Origin of the sequence: Ectopseudomonas oleovorans, from assembly GCF_003052605.1 — a bacterium.
GTDB classification, from domain to species: domain Bacteria; phylum Pseudomonadota; class Gammaproteobacteria; order Pseudomonadales; family Pseudomonadaceae; genus Aquipseudomonas; species Aquipseudomonas oleovorans_A.
The window spans coordinates 1-16214 of sequence record NZ_QASO01000059.1 but is presented as its reverse complement, the minus strand read 5'-3'; the positions used below and the strand labels follow the sequence as shown (position 1 = coordinate 16214).

The following is a 16214-nucleotide window of genomic DNA, read 5'->3' as shown; positions in this document are numbered from 1 at the left end:
TATCGACCTGTGGCGCAACCGGCCGCATCAGGTGTTGACCCCGCGATTCGTGGCCTAAACCGGTATAATCCACGGCATGATTTCCATGCCCGAAACCCTTCCTGACGACCCGATTTTGCTCAAGCAGTTGCTGCTGTCGGCGAGCGTGCAGATGTCAGAAAAGGACGGTCAGATCGAGCGGTTGCGTGAACAAAATGCGCTGCTGATCCAGCGCCTATTTGGCCGTAAATCCGAGCAGAGCAGCGACCCGGACTCACCGCAGTTGGAGATCTTCAACGAAGCGGAAAGCCTGGCCGAAGCGACGCCTGAAGCACCGGTCGATGCGGTCGAGGAAGACGCCGGCGCACCGACCAAGCGCCGGGGCAAGCGCACGCCGCTGCCGGCCGAGTTGCCGCGGTTGGTGGTCACCCATGAGCTGCCAGAGCATGAACTGACCTGCGCCTGCGGTTGCCGCAAGCAGGTCATTGGCGAGGAAACCAGCGAGCAACTGGACATCATCCCGATGCAAATCCGGGTGATCCGGCACGTTCGCAAGACCTACGCCTGCCAGGGCTGCGAAACCGCCCCGGTGACCGCCGACAAGCCGGCCCAACTGCTCGAGAAAAGCCTGGCCAGCCCCAGCGTGCTGGCCATGCTGCTGACCAGCAAATATGCCGATGGCCTGCCGCTGTATCGCTTCGAGAAAGTGCTCAGCCGTCACGGTATCGACATCCCCCGGCAGACCCTGGCGCGTTGGGTGATCCGCTGCGGCGAGCAGTTGCAGCCTGTGCTCAACCTGATGCGCGACACGCTGCTGGACAGCCCCGTGATCCACTGCGACGAAACCCGCGTGCAGGTGCTCAAAGAGCCGGAGCGCGACCCGAGCAGCCAATCCTGGATGTGGGTGCAGACCGGCGGCCCACCAGACAAGCCGGTGATCCTCTTCGACTACACAACCAGCCGTGCGCAGGAGGTGCCACTGCGCCTGCTCGATGGTTATCGTGGCTACCTGATGACCGATGATTACGCCGGCTACAACGCCGTGGCCGCACAGGACGGTATCGAACGTCTGGCCTGCTGGGCGCATGCGCGCCGTAAATTTATCGAGGCGCAAAAGGTGCAACCCAAGGGTAAAACCGGGCGTGCCGACATCGCACTGGGGCTGATCAACAAGCTCTACGGCATCGAGCGCGAACTCAAGGATGCCAGCGATGAGCAGCGTCACCGGGGCCGCCAACAGCACAGCCAGCCACTCCTTGAGCAGCTCAAGACCTGGCTGGAGAAAACCCAGCCCCAGGTTACGGCGCAGAATGCCTTGGGCAAGGCACTGAGCTACCTGGCCCGCAACTGGAGCCGACTCGAACGCTACATCGAGGCTGGCCACCTGCCGATCGACAACAACGCCGCCGAGCGCGCGATCCGGCCCTTCGTCATCGGCCGCAAGAACTGGCTGTTCAGCGACACGCCCAAGGGCGCGACCGCCAGCGCCCAACTCTATAGCCTGGTGGAAACCGCCAAGGCCAACGGCCAGGAACCCTACGCCTGGCTGCGCTATGTCCTCGAACGCCTGCCGCAGGCCAATAGCGTCGAGGATTACAACGCGCTGTTGCCATGGAACTGCCCGCCCGCGATGCCACTGTAGGCATCAACCCCGCTTATTGAGAGGCGGGGTTTGTGGAGCGCTTACGATAAAGCCGATGCCCTGGGTGACGTTGGCCGGCACTTCGGTTTTGAAGGTGCTGCCGCCGACAAAGGTGATGACCGAGTGCAGGTGCTCGGGGTTTACGCCAAGGATGGCTTCCAGTGCTTTGAGGTGTTTGTAGTTCTGCCGCAGCGGGTTCTGGAATTTGAACGTTCGCTTGTAGAGCTTCTGTGTCCACTGTGGCTGCTTCTCACTGCCGAAGATCCAGCCGCTCATGTTCTTCGTTTCCAGCACGAAGATGCCGTAAGGCGAGAGGAATACGTGGTCGATCTGCGTGGTGCCGTCGGGCGTGTTCAGCGTGACATTGTGCAGGCGGCGGTAGGTCTGCTTGTCCAGCTGCCAATGGGCGAACAGCCGCACCAGGATTTCGCCAATATGACCCTTTGCCCATGGGGACTTGAGCAGGCCGATCAGCAGTGCGGCTGGGATAAACCAGGCCAGCATGCCCCAGACCTGAGCGATGATGGGGGAGAAGTCCATTTCCTGTCCTTGGTAATCCTGAGTTAACCGGATAGTACCGAAAGTCAGCGTAAATGGACGAACGTATTCGAAGGCGACAATCGGCTCATTGCGTGAGCCGAATATTCCGGCTATTCGGCTCACTCGGCTCTAAGCACCCGCTCAGGCTTTAGCTTCAGGCGCTGCGTTGATTTTTGCTGAGGTCGGTTCATGGCTGATGAAGGTCTCGCACGTCCTGATGCCACTGAGAAATTGCGCTTCGAGGCCAGTGCGCTGCTGACAGGTTGCGGCACGGCCTCCGAGCAAGACATGGAGCCCAAGGCTTGGGTGCCAGCCATCGCGACCCTGCGCCGAGCTCTGCACCTGGCCCAACCTGGCACCCAGGTGCCTCGCTTACAGCTCGGCTATCAACCGGGTGGAGGTAGAGGCAATGTCAGCCTCTACTGGCTGGAGCTGGCTTCAGAAGATTCGTCAGTAAAAGACTATGAGTCTGAGAGTGAGCCATCGACTACTGTGCTTTATCGACGATCTGGCAATGGGGCCATCCGCCCCTCGCTCGCCGCCCGGCTGTTTCTACGGAACGGAGAGATGCGCAACCTCAGCGTTCGTGGCATCAGCTTTCTGAGCTCGATATTGCTGGGCAGCGCATTATGGCTAGCCCTGCTCAGCATCATGCTGCTCAGCCTAAGCCAACGCGGAGGCCCTCTTACTATGGGCAGCCTGATTACCCTGGCCCTGACAGTGCTGGGCTTTGTGTTTATCTGGCGCGAGGTGTATGCCCCTTGGTTCCGCGTCATTGACGACTGTGTAGTTAAAGCCCCCCACTGGGTTTCTACCGTCAAAGAGGCTAGCTGCGAGTTGGAGATGTTTCGGCATGAAAGTTATCGCTGGACGCGCTTGGTTCGATTTTCGGCAGACTGCCCATTTGTGGCAGCAACATCGAGCTCAAGCCCGGAGAACCAGATCAAAAGCTCCCTCTGGTGGGTCGCTGCGTCGAAAGCCCGCACGCCCATGTCTATAGCTTTGACCGCATGACGCTGCGCGGTGCCTACCTAGGCCCACCGATGCCAACATCCAAGGCGCCGTGAGAGATGGCTGTCTTCTGAGGCTGTTATGCCCAGATGGGCAACTAGGCAACACAGGCCGATACAACGAGAACTACCAAACTAGCCGGCAGCACAGACAGATAACCGCGAGTGTCGCTCAAACTGACCAAAACAGTGCGAGCGGCACGGCCACCAGTTGTTCATCGAAAGGCACGACCTGATCGCCCGAGTAGAACACCACGCCACGCTTGAACTGCTGCGGCGTAATCTCGCGTAGATGACGAAGCCCGTTGAAGTCCTTGCCGCTGATAGTGGCCGCTGCCTTGACCTCGATGCCAACCAGATCGCCACGACGGTTCTCCAGCACGAAGTCCACCTCTACTCCGGTGGAGGTACGGTAATGCATCAGCCGCGTGCGCAAATCTGACCAGCTCTGATGCTTGACCAGCTCGGCATGCACGAAGTCCTCCACCAAGTCCCCCGGTAACCCCAGTCCAGCCGCCATGCCGGCTTCGCTCAAGCCCTGCAAGTGGGCCATCAAGCCGTAGTCGGTCACGAACAGCTTGGGCGATTTCTGTAGTCGTTTGCCGAGATTGGACGACCAGGCTGGAACCTGACGCACGAGAAAAAGGGTCTCCAGCAGAGTCAGATAGCGCTTGAGCGTGGTCTGCGGAATGCCCGTCGAACGCGACAGCTCGGCGGCATTGAGCAGTCCGCCACTGCGGGCGCCCAGCAGCTGCATCAGCCGCGGCATCTCCGTCAGCCCTTCGATCTGGGCCAGGTCGCGAACGTCACGCTGCAAGATCGTATGGAGATAACTCTCGAACCAGGCTTCCCGCCGCCGCTCGCCGGAACGACTCAGCGCCTCCGGATAGCCTCCACGACTCAGCCTCGCGATGAAGTCCTGCCGCTCGAAATGGCACTTATCCGGCATCTGGCCGCTGAACAGTCGATCAATCATGCTAAGGGGCTGACGCTCGATTTCGCTTTGCGCCAGAGGCCACAGGTTCAGCACCTCCATACGTCCAGCTAGAGAGTCGGCAATCTGCGGCAGCAACAGCACATTGGCCGAGCCGGTCAGCAGGAAACGCCCAGGGGTACGGTCGCGATCCACCGCCGCCTTGATCGCTAGGAACACCCCAGGAGCACGCTGCACCTCATCGAGACAGACCGCCCCCTTGAGTGCGTTGATGAAACCGAAGGGATCAACCTGCGCGGCTGCCAGCACAGCCGGGTCGTCGAAGGTGTAGTAAGTCGCCTCGCGGCCGAGGTTTTGGATCAGCGTACTCTTGCCGGTCTGGCGGGCGCCGTTGACCAGCACGACCGGCGAATCATCCAGGGCTGCGAGTAGGTTTTGACGGATTATGCGCGCGTACATGGTGTAAATTCATCCATTAAGTGGTGGAAATTACACCACAAACATATAGCGCATCATAGCGCTCAGCCGCCCTTTGAGCCTCAGGTTAGTCATGAGTACCGGAATCTGTAGTCGTGAATACCGGAATCTGTAGTCGTCACCCCTCTGGAGGCCACGTGGCACTAGGCGTCCAGCCAGCTAAAAACAAGATAACAACAAGAAAAAAACAAGGGAAAAGCTTTTAAAAAGCGATCAGAGTGATGGCTGCGGTCGGCGCAGGTGAGGGTGGCGGCGCCACCACGCCTCTGCCACATCGGCCGGCACCGTAGCGTGGTGGCCCAGGTCTTCAACGGTGAGAGCGCGCCGGAATCTCTTATCCTGCCAAGACTGGCTGGGGACATTGCGGGGAGAGCCGGCAGGAAGGAGCCAATTAAGCGCTTGCTGCGCGTTTTGGAAGATTCTTGAGCCGGTATACCCCAGAGGGAGCGAAATCGTCACAGAGGCGATTCTGAGCCGTTCCCGGGGCTGAAGGGACTGCAACAGAGTGATAAGAGGGCTGGAAGGGGGATTAACGACCGGCAGCACATCAAGCGGACTGCAATTCTTGCGACTTCCCGTCTCCCGCCGCTGATTACCAGCAGCCCGATCTATCTCTGGATCAGCTCGCCGGCATCACGCCTACATCCTCTGTTTTCCTATTCCGCACCTCTGGCAACTCTATGACAGGAGCCGGCATCTTCGACGGCTATATCCTGGTGGTGGACAAGGCAAAGCGCCCCCAGCCAGGGGATGTGGTGCTGGCGATTGTCGGTGCTGAGTTCCTGGTCAAGCGGTTGCAGTTCGACTGCGAGGGGCGGGCGATGTTGATGGCGAGGAGCTGGAGGTGTGGGGTGTGTGCGTGTGGGTACTGCAAGCGCTGTAGGTTGGCCTGAGAATCGGGGGATTATGCGCAATTATGCGAAATAAAATAATTATTCGCCGGTTAGCCCCTTGGGACAGGGCAATCGCATGAACGCCTGCCGATTTGAATGAGTCCTTTCCCTGCGGGCATCCTGAGCGCCTCTCTACTCAGGATGCCCTGCAATGTCGCATCACATACCAATCTCCGATGTTCTGGTCGCCATCAATGATCCCCGTCAGCAGGGCAAGATTCGTCACGACCTGGTCGAAACACTGGTCGTGGCTATCTGCGGCGTGCTTGCCGGCGCTGACACCTTCATCGAAATCGAACTCTGGGCTGAGCAGCGGCTGGACTGGTTCCGCCGTATTCTGAAACTACCCCACGGCATTCCCTCACACGACACCTTTGGACGGCTATTCAGCCTGATCGATCCAGAGGAGTTCGAGCAGGCCTTCCGCTGTTGGGTTGCGGCGATCCTACCGGCCCTTTCTCCGCAAGTGGTTGCCCTAGACGGCAAGACCAGTCGCCGCTCCGGCAAGAAAAACACGGCCCCGTTGCACCTGGTCAGCGCTTTTGCGGCTGATTCAGGACTGATTCTCGGGCAGAGGGCGACCTCCCAGAAGTCCAACGAGAAGACCGCCATTCCTGAGCTGCTGGCCACACTGGCGCTTGAGGGCTGCACCGTGACGATCGATGCCATGGGTACCCAGCCGGACATTGCACAGGCCATTCTCGATCGCGGGGCGCACTATCTGCTGGCCATCAAGGGAAACCAGCCGAAGCTGGCCGAAGCGATCGATGACTTCGCTGACACCTTTTTGGACGGCGATCCTGCCCGGGTACCCCATGCGCACTTCGAGCATGTCGAGAAGGACCATGGCCGGCTGGAGGTTCGTCGCTGCCATGTTTTCGACCAACTCCAGTGCCTGCCACAGCCAGAACGCTGGCCAGGACTGCGCACTTTCGTGATGCTGGAGTCCGAGCGGACTGTGGGCAACCAGACCAGCCTGGAGCGCCGTTACTACATCAGCAGTCTTGCTCCGGATGCAGAGCGCATCGCACATGCCATCAGGGTGTTGGCGCTCGTCGCGTTCCGTAGCAGCAAAAATGAAGCGGTACGCAAAACGGTACGCAAATTTTTTTATCGAGCCCATAAACGACAAAAGGCCAGCACGATGGCTGACCTAAGTCGTTGTTTCATATGGTGGGCCCACACGGACTCGAACCGTGGACCAAAGGATTATGAGTCCTCTGCTCTAACCAACTGAGCTATAGGCCCCCAGAAGGCCGGCAGATTATACCGGCGCGTTCTCGCCAGCGCCAACCGCTTGACCTGGTGGGAGAAATTTCCGGGTGAAGGCCTCGGCGGAAAGCGGGCAACTGACCACGTAGCCCTGGATCTGCAGGCAGCCTTCGGCGGCCAGGCAGAGTTCCTGCCACGCCTTCGGTGATCACCGTCAGTTGCATGCTGTTGCCCAGGGCGATGATGGCACGGGTGATCGCCAGGTCGTGCGGGTCGTCCGGCAGGCTACGGACGAAGGACTGGTCGATCTTCAGCACGTCCAGCGGCAGACATTTGAGGTAGCTGAGCGAGGAGTAGCCGGTGCCGAAGTCGTCGATGGCCAGTTGTACGCCGAGCTGTTTGAGGCGGTGGAGGATGTCCAGCGCTTCGCCGGCCTGGTTCATGATGAAGTTCTCGGTGATCTCCAGTTGCAGCAGCTCCGGCGCCAGGTTGTAGCGCTGCAACAGTGCGCTGATGCGTGGCAGCAGGCTCGGGCCGATGCCAGGCACGCCCCACAGATCGAGTTCGGTGGCGGTCTTGCCGATGGCCTGCTCGACGCTGATGCCGGTCTGTTCGGTGAAGGCGGTGTTGACCTCCAGCAGCACGCCGTCGACACGTCGGGCAATGATCAGGATGTCCGGGCATTGCTGGAACACCGAGACGAACTTCTGTTCCGACAGGCGCAATGCCTGCACGCTCTGCTTGGCTTCACTGATGTCGACCATCAGGCCGCGAATCACCTGGTGGTCGTCGCGTTGCTGCAGGGTGACGATATCGCGCACCCGCACCGTGCGCCCGTCAGTGGCGAGCAGGCGGTATTCCAGGGCGTGGTCGTTGCCGGCCGAGCATTGTTCCAGGCAGGTGCGCAGAGTGCGCTGGTGAACGTCCGGGTGCAGGTGGCGCTGCCAGAAGCCGGGCTCCAGCCATTCGTGCAGGGGGGGTAACCCAGCAATTTTTCCGCATGGGGCGAGACGTAGATGTAAGTGAGCCCGCTGGACTCGGTCTCCCAGGTGATGGCTGAGAGGCTTTCGACCATGTCGCGAAAGTGCTGCTCGCGGTTATGTAGTTCCTGCTCCAGCGCTTCGCGGTTGCGCATCTCGCGTTTCAGGCGGCGGTTGATGCGCAGGATGATGGCGATGACCGCCAGCAGACCGAGCAGGGCTGGCAGGCCGTAGAGCAGGGTTTCGTGCCAGACGTTGCGTTTGTCCAGCACGCTGCCGACCCAGGGTTCCTGCAAGGCAGCGATTTCTTCGGTGCTGGGCTCGGCGAAGAGTTTGTCGAGTGCCGACCAGCATGCTCTGGCCACGCGGGGCGGCCATGGCCAACTGATAGCGATAGAGCGTCTCGCCGCTGATATAGACGCCGTCGAGCTTGAGCTGGCGCAGGCTCCAGACGCTGGAGGCAAGATCGCCGACCATGGCATCGACCTGGTTGGTCGCCAGCGCCTGCAGGGCGGCGGCGATGTTGCGCAGCGGCAGCAGGTTGAGATCGGGGTGTTGCTGGCGCAGCAGCTCGTGCGGTGCGTAGTCGGCCACCACGGCAATCTTCAAACCGTACCGCTCATTGAGCTTTCTCGACTGCGGCCCGCCGTTGCGGGCGAGGATGGCGATGGGCAAGTCCAGGTAGGGACGGGTGAAGATCAGGTATTCCTGGCGTTTGGGTGTCGACATCACGCCAGGGAGCTGGTCGACCTGGCCCATGTGCGGCTGCTCCAGTATCGCGCTCCAGTTGCTGGGCTCGACGGGCTGCAGCTTCACGTCAAGACGCTCTTCGATCAGCCGTACATAGGCGGCGGTCAGGCCGTGATCGTTACCCTGTTCGTCACGAAACTCGAAAGATGGCCAGGATACATCGACACCCAGGCGTAGTTCGGGGTGGGCTGCCAGCCAGGTGCGCTCGTCCTCGTTGAGTGTCAGGGCTAGGGCCGTGGTCATCCGGTACGCCAGGCACAACAGCACAATGGCCGGCAAGCGGGGCGTAACGGCCTCGTTTCGCGATCAGTATCATTGTACTGTAGATCGGCCTGCTGGGATGGCAGTTTGATTGCAGCGTCTGCGCTGCCTTTGGCTGGCGAGTGATCGGGCGTGCTGCCAAGAAAGCAAAACCCCCGGCCTGGGCCGGGGGTTCTGGTATCACTCGTCGAGGAAGGAGCGCAGATGCTCGCTTCGCGTCGGGTGGCGCAGCTTGCGCAGCGCCTTGGCTTCGATCTGACGGATACGCTCACGGGTGACATCGAACTGCTTGCCGACTTCCTCGAGGGTGTGGTCGGTGTTCATGTCGATACCGAAGCGCATGCGCAGGACCTTGGCTTCACGGGCAGTGAGGCCGGCCAGCACTTCGCGAGTGGCTTCCTTGAGGCTTTCGACCGTGGCTACGTCGATCGGGGACTGCATGGTGCTGTCCTCGATGAAGTCGCCCAGGTGCGAGTCTTCGTCGTCGCCGATCGGGGTTTCCATGGAAATCGGCTCTTTGGCGATCTTCAATACCTTGCGGATCTTGTCCTCGGGCATTTCCATGCGTTCACCCAGCTCTTCCGGAGTGGGCTCGCGACCCATTTCCTGCAGCATCTGACGGGAGATGCGGTTAAGCTTGTTGATCGTCTCGATCATGTGCACCGGAATACGGATGGTGCGCGCCTGGTCGGCGATCGAGCGGGTGATTGCCTGGCGAATCCACCAGGTGGCGTAGGTCGAGAACTTGTAGCCGCGACGATATTCGAACTTGTCTACCGCCTTCATCAGGCCGATGTTGCCTTCCTGGATCAGGTCGAGGAACTGCAGGCCGCGGTTGGTGTACTTCTTGGCGATGGAGATGACCAGGCGCAGGTTGGCCTCGACCATTTCCTTCTTGGCGCGGCGGGCTTTCGCTTCGCCGATGGACATGCGTCGGTTGATGTCCTTGATCTCGGCCAGGGTCAGGTTGCACTCGGCTTCCAGGTCGGCGAGCTTCTGCTGGCAGCGCTGGATATCGGCCTGCAGAGCGCCAATGGCCTCGGCGTACTTGGCCTTGCCCTTGGCCAGGTTGGCGGCCCAATCCATGTCGATTTCGTTGCCCGGGAACAGACGCAGGAAGTCGGCACGTGGCATGCGCGCATCACGTACGCATAGCTGCATGATGGCGCGTTCTTGCGCACGCAGACGGTCGAGGGCGTCGCGCACCTTGGTGACCAGGGCGTCGTACTGCTTGGGCACCAGCTTGATCGGCATGAACAGCTCGGCCAGGGTGGCCAGCTCTTCGATGGCCTGCTTGCTGCCACGACCATGCTTCTTCAGCGCCTTGCGGGCTTTTTCCAGCTGCTCGGCAACGGCAGTGAAACGGCGAGCCGCTTCTTCCGGGTCGGGGCCACCATCGCCTTCTTCTTCCTCGTCGTCGCCGCTCTCGTCTTCTTCTTCGTCGTCGCTTGCTTCAGCAGCGGCACCTTCCTTGACGGGAACTGGGGCGGCGGCTTCGTCGGGTACGCTGCCGTCATCCGGGTCGATGTAGCCACTGAGGATTTCGGCCAGGCGGCCGCCCTCGGTGGTGACGCGGGTGTACTCGGCGAGGATGCCGTCGACGGTGCCGGGGAAGTGAGCGATGGCGCTCATGACTTCGCGGATGCCTTCCTCGATGCGTTTGGCGATTTCGATCTCGCCTTCGCGGGTCAGCAGTTCCACGGTACCCATTTCGCGCATGTACATGCGCACCGGGTCAGTGGTGCGGCCGATATCGGTCTCGACGGCGGCGAGGGCGGCAGCGGCTTCTTCGGCTGCAGCCTCGTCGGTGTCGGCATCGGCCAGCATCAGGGCGTCTGCATCCGGAGCACTCTCGTGTACCGGGATCCCCATGTCATTGATCATGCGGATGATGTCTTCCACCTGCTCAGGATCTGAAATGTCCTCAGGCAAGTGGTCGTTGACCTCTGCGTAAGTCAGATACTTCTGCTCACGACCCAGGGTGATCAACTCTTTGATACGAGATTGCTGTTGCGCTTTTACGGACATAACACCCTATCCACTGAAGGTCTTGGCGGGCTGAAAACAAGCCGAGGATTATACCTCGGTTTTGGCTTTAGGCACCAGTTGGGGGCTTGCTGCTCTGCGAGGAGGTCAAGCTGTAGTGCTCTCTGAGCAATGTCTTCTCCTCGTCTGTGAGCTCGCTGGGGCTTTTATGAATGATGCTGCGGAGCGCCTTTTCACGCCGCCTCTGCGATTGGCTATTTGCAAGTGTAGTAATGGTGTCGAAAAACTGCTGTTCAAGGTTGTCACCCTGAATCAGCCATTCTTTCTCCGCCAGCGCCCGCAGCAGGCGACCTTGTTCGGTGCCGTGCCAGCGGGCGATCAGTTGCAGCGAACGCAGGTTGGGCGTTTTCTGCAGAGCACCGACCAAGGCCACGAGAAGCTGAGCGTAGGTGTCGTCTTCGTCGGCGAAATGGCTGACATCTTCGACCTTCTGCGCCAGGTGTGGATGGTGCAGCAGCGTGCGCAGGGCGATCAGGTGCGGTGATTCGACGCTCACGGCAGTGCGCGGGGCACGTGGTGCGAAATCGCCCTTGCCCTTCTTGTTCCACTTGCCGTCGCCATCTTTTTTCCAGCTGCCCTTGCCGCCTCCGTTGCTGCGCTCGTAGTGCTGATGGGGCGGTGCGGGCTGCTCGTAACCGCCGACATCCGGCGGGTTGTCGTAGTAGGCGCTGTCGGGGATGTCGCCGTAATCCGGGTAATCGCTGCTGGGCGCCTGGCTGGTGGTGCTCGGCGCGTGACTACGCGGTGCGCTGGCGACCTGGCTCAGCGCTTCGCTGGAAAGGCCGGTGATCTCGCTCAGGCGCTGACGCATCAGGGCGCGCAGGTTGTTGCCGGGAATCTTGTCGATCAATGGTGCGGCCAGGGTGACCAGGTGCGCCTTACCTTCGAGCGAGCGCGGGTCGGCTTCTTCGCAGAGTTGATGGAAGAAGTAGTCGGCCAGTGGTTGTGCGTGTTGGTTGATGCGCGCGCGGAAGGCGTCGGTGCCTTCCGCGCGTACCAGGGTGTCCGGATCTTCGCCATCGGGCAGGAACAGGAAGCGCGCGCGGCGACCGTCCTGCAGGCTGGGCAGGGTCGACTCCAGGGCGCGCCAGGCGGCGTTGCGACCAGCCGCGTCGCCGTCGAAGCAGAACAACACGCTGGGCACGATGCGGAACAGGCGTTTGAGGTGCTCTTCGCTGGTGGCCGTGCCCAGGGTCGCCACGGCGTTGCGCAGACCTTGCTGGGCCAGGGCGATGACGTCCATATAGCCTTCGACCACCATGATCTCGTCGAGATCGCGGTTGTGCTTGCGCGCCTCGTACAGGCCGTAGAGCTCCTGGCCCTTGTGGAACACCGGGGTTTCCGGCGAATTGAGGTACTTGGGCTTGTCGTCACCCAGCACGCGGCCGCCGAAGGCGATCACCCGGCCACGGCTGTCGCGAATGGGGAACATGATGCGGTCGCGGAAGCGGTCGTAGCGCCTGCCGTTTTCGGCGTTCTCGATCAACAGGCCGGCGTCGATCATGACCTTTTGCTGCAGGGCGTCGGCGCCCAGGTGTTTGAGCAGGTTGTCCCAGCCGGGCGGGGCGAAGCCGATGCCGAAGTCGCGGGCGATTTCGCCGGTCAGGCCGCGACCCTTGAGGTAATCCACCGCGTACTTGCGCTGCGGATGGCTTTTCAGTGCCTGGCGATAGTGCTCGGCAGCGGCATTGAGCAGCGGGTAGAGCGGTGAGTCGACGGGCTGTCTGGGTTTGTGTCCGCGGCCACTCTCTTCGCGCGGCACATCCATGCCGGCGCGTTTGGCCAGCTCCTCGATCGCTTGGGGGAACTCCAGTTGATCGTGGTCCATGACGAAGCCGAGCGCGTTGCCGCCGGCGCCGCAGCCGAAGCAGTAGTAGAACTGCTTGTCGGGGCTGACGGTGAAGGAGGGGGTCTTTTCCTTGTGGAAAGGACAGCAGGCGCTGTAGTTCTTGCCGGTCTTCTTCAGCTGGATGCGCGAGCTCACCACATCGACGATGTCGGTGCGGTTGAGCAGGTCATCGATGAAGGATTGCGGGATCAGGCCGGCCATAGGCGCTCAGCATACTGCCCGGCGCGAACGCGGGACAACGATTGGTAGAAAAGCAAAAACTCCGCTCACTCGCTAAGGTGCGAGGCGGAGTCTTTCAAATGCAATGCCCGGCCAGGGCCGGGCATTCGAGCGTTGCGTGTACGGTATTAGTACAGGCGAACGCTGCGACGCTGCTCGCGCTGAACTTTCTTGGCGTGACGCTTAACAGCGGCAGCGGCTTTGCGCTTACGCTCAGCGGTAGGCTTTTCGTAGAATTCGCGGCTACGGACTTCAGCCAGTACACCGGCTTTTTCGCAGGAGCGCTTGAAACGACGCAGGGCTACGTCGAAGGGTTCGTTCTCTTTAACTTTGACGGCTGGCATCCAGGTCGTACCTATCTTCAATTACCGGTTTCAACGCTTGCCCGGCAGTTGGCTCGGGATGCGTCGGTTTTCAAGGGTTGCGGATGTTACCGCCTCGCGCTGAGGAATGCAAAGGCCTCTGATCGAAAAGCGCTGGCCGCTCCGCCGGGCGGCGCTTATCATGCGCGCCTTTGTTCCACGCGGCAAATCAAGGCTCAAGCTCCATGCTCGTACTGGGATTGGAAACCTCCTGCGATGAAACCGGCGTCGCGCTCTATGACAGTGAGCGCGGCCTGCTGGCTGACGCCTTGTTCAGCCAGATCGACCTGCATCGCGTCTACGGCGGCGTCGTGCCGGAACTGGCCTCGCGCGATCACGTCAAGCGCATGCTGCCGCTGATCCGCCAGGTGCTGGATGAGGCCGGCAAGCAGGCCAGCGATATCGACGCCCTGGCCTACACGGCAGGCCCCGGCCTGGTCGGCGCGCTGCTGGTCGGTGCCTCCTGCGCCCAGGCGCTGGCCTTTGCCTGGGGCGTGCCGGCCATCGGCGTACACCATATGGAAGGTCATTTGCTGGCACCGATGCTGGAAGAGCAGCCGCCAGCCTTTCCGTTCGTCGCCTTGTTGGTGTCCGGCGGCCACACCCAGTTGGTACGAGTCGATGGCATCGGTCAGTACCAGTTGCTGGGCGAGTCGCTGGACGACGCTGCCGGTGAAGCTTTCGACAAGACCGCCAAGCTGATGGGCTTGAATTATCCGGGCGGCCCGGAAATCGCCAAGCTGGCCGAGCAGGGCACGCCGGGACGCTTCGTCTTCCCGCGACCGATGACCGATCGCCCGGAGCTGGATTTCAGCTTCAGCGGCCTCAAGACCTTTGCGCTCAATACCTGGCAGCAATGCCGCGACAGCGGTGACGACCTCGACCAAGCCCGTCGCGACATCGCGCTGGCCTTCCAGCAGGCGGTGGTTGAGACTCTGACCATCAAGTGCAAGCGCGCGCTCAAGCAGAGCGGGTTGAACAGCCTGGTCATCGCTGGTGGCGTGAGTGCCAACAAGGCGCTGCGTGAGCATCTGGAGCGCATGCTGGGCGAAATGAAGGGCAAGGTGTTCTACGCGCGTCCGCGTTTTTGCACTGACAACGGTGCGATGATCGCCTACGCCGGGTGCCAGCGTTTGCTGGCCGGGCAGCATGAGGATCTGGCGATCAAGGTGCAGGCGCGTTGGCCGATGGAGTCGCTGCCGGCGATTTGAGCTCTCGTTGGAATTTACGCGTAGGAGCGAGCTCTGCTCGCGAAGCTTTTCGGTTCGCGAGCAGAGCTCGCTCCTACAGGTTTTGTTTTTCAGTCAAAAACGCCGCTCGCGTCCGGCGAAAAGGTCGCGAAGATTGTGACGGTGGCGCCAGACGATCAGCCCGGTCAGCACGCAGGCTGGCAGCAAGGCAGCCGGTTGTTGCCAGGCCAGCAGCGGCAGCGTCAGCGGCGTGGCGATCAGCGAGGCCAGCGAGCTGGTACGGGTCAACAGAAAGACCAGCGCCCAGGCGGCCAGGGCGAGCAAGGCGGCGGGCGGATAGAGGCCGAGCAGCATGCCGGCGGCAGTGGCGACGCCCTTGCCGCCACGAAAACGGAAGTACAGCGGGTAAAGATGGCCGACGACGGCCGCCAGGCCGATCCAGGCCTGTTGGTGCAGGCTGAGGCCGAGCAGCTTGGCGATCAGGATCGGTAGCAGGCCCTTGAACAGGTCGCCGATCAGCGTCATCACGGCGAGCTTCTTGCCGGCCACGCGCAGCATGTTGGTGGCGCCGGGGTTGCCCGAGCCGCTGGCGCGCGGGTCTGGTCCGCCTGCAAGTCGGCTGAGCAGGATGGCGAAGGACAGCGAGCCGAGCAGGTAGGCAAGGATTGCCAGAAGCCAGAACATGGTGGCTATTCCAGGGCATGGGGTGGCCCGATTCTAACGAGGTGCGGCGCCCTTGTCGTGGCGCGGAGAGTGCGGGTGGACAGAGTATTTATCGAGGGGCTGGAAGTCGACACGGTGATCGGCGCCTACGATTGGGAGCGCGACATTCGCCAGTGCCTGCGCCTGGACTTGCAGATGGCCTGGGACAATCGTCCGGCCGCCGCCGGTGATGACCTCAGCCTGGCACTCGACTACGCCAGCGTGTCCACGCGCATTCAGGCCTTTGCGGCCGAGTCGCAGTTCATCCTGGTCGAAACCTTCGCCGAACGCCTGGTGCAGACCCTGATGGACGAGTTCAACATTCCCTGGATGCGTCTGAAGCTGACCAAGCCCGGCGCAGTGCCAGCCGCACGCGGCGGCGTGGGCGTGGAGATCGAGCGCGGATGTCTCTGACGCGGGTCTTTCTCGGCCTTGGCAGCAATATCGAGCGTGAGCCTCACCTCGTTGCCGGCCTCGATGCATTGGCGGGGCTGCTCAGTGATATGCGCTGTTCGCCGGTGTTCGAAAGCCATGCCGTGGGCATCAAGAGCGGCAATTTCTTCAATCTGGTAGTAGTTGGCGATACCGAGCTGTCACTGCTGGAGCTGGATCGCCGGCTGAAATTCATCGAGGCCGACAATGGCCGCTATGCACCGGATCGCAAGGGCTTGCCGCTGGATATCGATGTGCTGCTGTTTGGCGAGCAGGTCGGCAACTTCAACGGCCTGATCCTGCCGCGCGCGGAAATTCTCAAGAACGCCTTCGTGCTCTGGCCGCTGGCGCTGCTGGCGCCGCAACTGCAGCATCCTGTCGATGGTCGCTCGTTCGCCGAGCTGTGGGCTTCGGCGCAGATCGATCAGCAGTTGTGGCCAGCGGCATTCCAGTGGCGTGGCACCGAGTTGACGCCGCCAGAGTTGCTGCAGGCGCGCCCTGCGTAGGCGGCCTCAAATCGCCCTGGATTGCATCCGGGCTGCGGCCTGTTTCTGTTTGATCGCGCGCCTGTGCAGAAGCCCCGCCCCGGGGGCGAAAACGATTGTGGCCGTTCAGAAAGATTTGCGGTTTGGCCACGATTCGCCGCGAGGCGCGGCTCCTACAGGGAGGGCGCATATCGGTGTAGGAGCCCCGCTCCGGGGCGAAAACGATTGTGGCCGTTCAGAAAGATTTGCGG

12 protein-coding genes, 1 tRNA gene and 5 pseudogenes are annotated in these 16214 nt (G+C 61.4%); 8 read left to right on the top strand and 10 right to left on the bottom strand.

The genetic code is table 11. The features are described from left to right. Positions 1–76 precede the first annotated feature (76 nt). Positions 77–1621 carry an IS66 family transposase gene (tnpC, locus tag DBO86_RS10300; protein WP_031634228.1) on the top strand — a complete coding sequence of 515 codons (1545 nt, stop codon included), beginning with the start codon at positions 77–79 and terminating at the stop codon, positions 1619–1621. A gap of 45 nt (positions 1622–1666) precedes the next feature. Here tnpC and DBO86_RS10295 read toward each other — a convergent pair. After that, a pseudogene (locus DBO86_RS10295) lies at positions 1667–2161 on the bottom strand (nuclease-related domain-containing protein); the annotation flags it as partial. A gap of 189 nt (positions 2162–2350) precedes the next feature. On the opposite strand from DBO86_RS10295, the gene DBO86_RS10290 reads away from it, so the two are divergent. After that, entirely contained in the window at positions 2351–3175 is an 825-nt protein-coding gene (locus tag DBO86_RS10290) for a hypothetical protein (protein WP_108233610.1), read from the top strand. A gap of 168 nt (positions 3176–3343) precedes the next feature. Here DBO86_RS10290 and DBO86_RS10285 read toward each other — a convergent pair whose 3' ends face one another. Further along, entirely contained in the window at positions 3344–4564 is a 1221-nt protein-coding gene (locus DBO86_RS10285; RefSeq protein ID WP_003463741.1) for an ATP-binding protein, read from the bottom strand. 632 nt (positions 4565–5196) lie between these two features. Here DBO86_RS10285 and DBO86_RS27260 point away from each other — a divergent pair. Together DBO86_RS27260 and DBO86_RS27255 are read left to right on the top strand one after the other, a co-directional pair. Continuing rightward, complete coding sequence (locus tag DBO86_RS27260; RefSeq protein ID WP_221740023.1) at positions 5197–5475, top strand: LexA family protein; 279 nt, start codon at positions 5197–5199, stop codon at positions 5473–5475. 151 nt (positions 5476–5626) lie between these two features. Further along, a pseudogene (locus tag DBO86_RS27255) lies at positions 5627–6457 on the top strand (ISAs1-like element ISPa60 family transposase); the annotation flags it as partial. A 189-nt stretch (positions 6458–6646) separates the two neighbouring features. Here the strand turns inward: DBO86_RS27255 and DBO86_RS10265 are convergent. Both DBO86_RS10265 and DBO86_RS27250 read right to left on the bottom strand, forming a co-directional pair. Further along, positions 6647–6723 (bottom strand) — tRNA-Ile (locus tag DBO86_RS10265). Positions 6724–6739: 16 nt separating this feature from the next. After that, a pseudogene (locus tag DBO86_RS27250) lies at positions 6740–7367 on the bottom strand (EAL domain-containing protein); the annotation flags it as partial. Here DBO86_RS27250 and DBO86_RS27245 point away from each other — a divergent pair. Beyond that, positions 7347–7418: pseudogene (locus DBO86_RS27245) on the top strand (hypothetical protein); the annotation flags it as partial. The pseudogenes DBO86_RS27250 and DBO86_RS27245 overlap by 21 nt on opposite strands. Before the next feature lie 99 nt (positions 7419–7517). On the opposite strand, the pseudogene DBO86_RS27240 reads toward DBO86_RS27245, so the two are convergent. From DBO86_RS27240 to rpsU, 5 genes and pseudogenes are all read right to left on the bottom strand, one after another. After that, a pseudogene (locus DBO86_RS27240) lies at positions 7518–7595 on the bottom strand (hypothetical protein); the annotation flags it as partial. A 189-nt stretch (positions 7596–7784) separates the two neighbouring features. After that, on the bottom strand, positions 7785–8660 hold the full coding sequence (locus DBO86_RS27235) for a transporter substrate-binding domain-containing protein (protein WP_367889087.1): 876 nt from the start codon (positions 8658–8660) through the stop codon (positions 7785–7787). A gap of 198 nt (positions 8661–8858) precedes the next feature. Then, the gene (gene rpoD / locus DBO86_RS10255) at positions 8859–10706 is read right to left on the bottom strand and encodes an RNA polymerase sigma factor RpoD (RefSeq protein WP_104727426.1); all 1848 of its coding nucleotides are present in this window, start codon (positions 10704–10706) and stop codon (positions 8859–8861) included. Positions 10707–10773: 67 nt separating this feature from the next. After that, on the bottom strand, positions 10774–12774 hold the full coding sequence (gene dnaG / locus DBO86_RS10250) for a DNA primase (protein ID WP_075750094.1): 2001 nt from the start codon (positions 12772–12774) through the stop codon (positions 10774–10776). A gap of 146 nt (positions 12775–12920) precedes the next feature. Continuing rightward, on the bottom strand, positions 12921–13136 hold the full coding sequence (gene rpsU / locus DBO86_RS10245; RefSeq protein WP_003290642.1) for a 30S ribosomal protein S21: 216 nt from the start codon (positions 13134–13136) through the stop codon (positions 12921–12923). Between the two features lie 203 nt (positions 13137–13339). On the opposite strand from rpsU, the gene tsaD reads away from it, so the two are divergent. Next, positions 13340–14365, top strand: coding sequence for a tRNA (adenosine(37)-N6)-threonylcarbamoyltransferase complex transferase subunit TsaD (tsaD, locus tag DBO86_RS10240; RefSeq protein WP_108233609.1), 1026 nt, complete (start codon positions 13340–13342; stop codon positions 14363–14365). A 93-nt stretch (positions 14366–14458) separates the two neighbouring features. On the opposite strand, the gene plsY is transcribed toward tsaD, so the two are convergent. After that, positions 14459–15028, bottom strand: coding sequence for a glycerol-3-phosphate 1-O-acyltransferase PlsY (gene plsY, locus DBO86_RS10235; protein ID WP_074856351.1), 570 nt, complete (start codon positions 15026–15028; stop codon positions 14459–14461). A 75-nt stretch (positions 15029–15103) separates the two neighbouring features. Between plsY and folB the strand changes: the two genes are divergently transcribed. Beyond that, complete coding sequence (gene folB, locus DBO86_RS10230) at positions 15104–15460, top strand: dihydroneopterin aldolase (RefSeq protein ID WP_104727432.1); 357 nt, start codon at positions 15104–15106, stop codon at positions 15458–15460. After that, positions 15451–15984, top strand: coding sequence for a 2-amino-4-hydroxy-6-hydroxymethyldihydropteridine diphosphokinase (folK, locus tag DBO86_RS10225; RefSeq protein ID WP_084340927.1), 534 nt, complete (start codon positions 15451–15453; stop codon positions 15982–15984). The genes folB and folK overlap by 10 nt, the downstream gene beginning before the upstream one ends. Positions 15985–16214 lie beyond the last annotated feature (230 nt).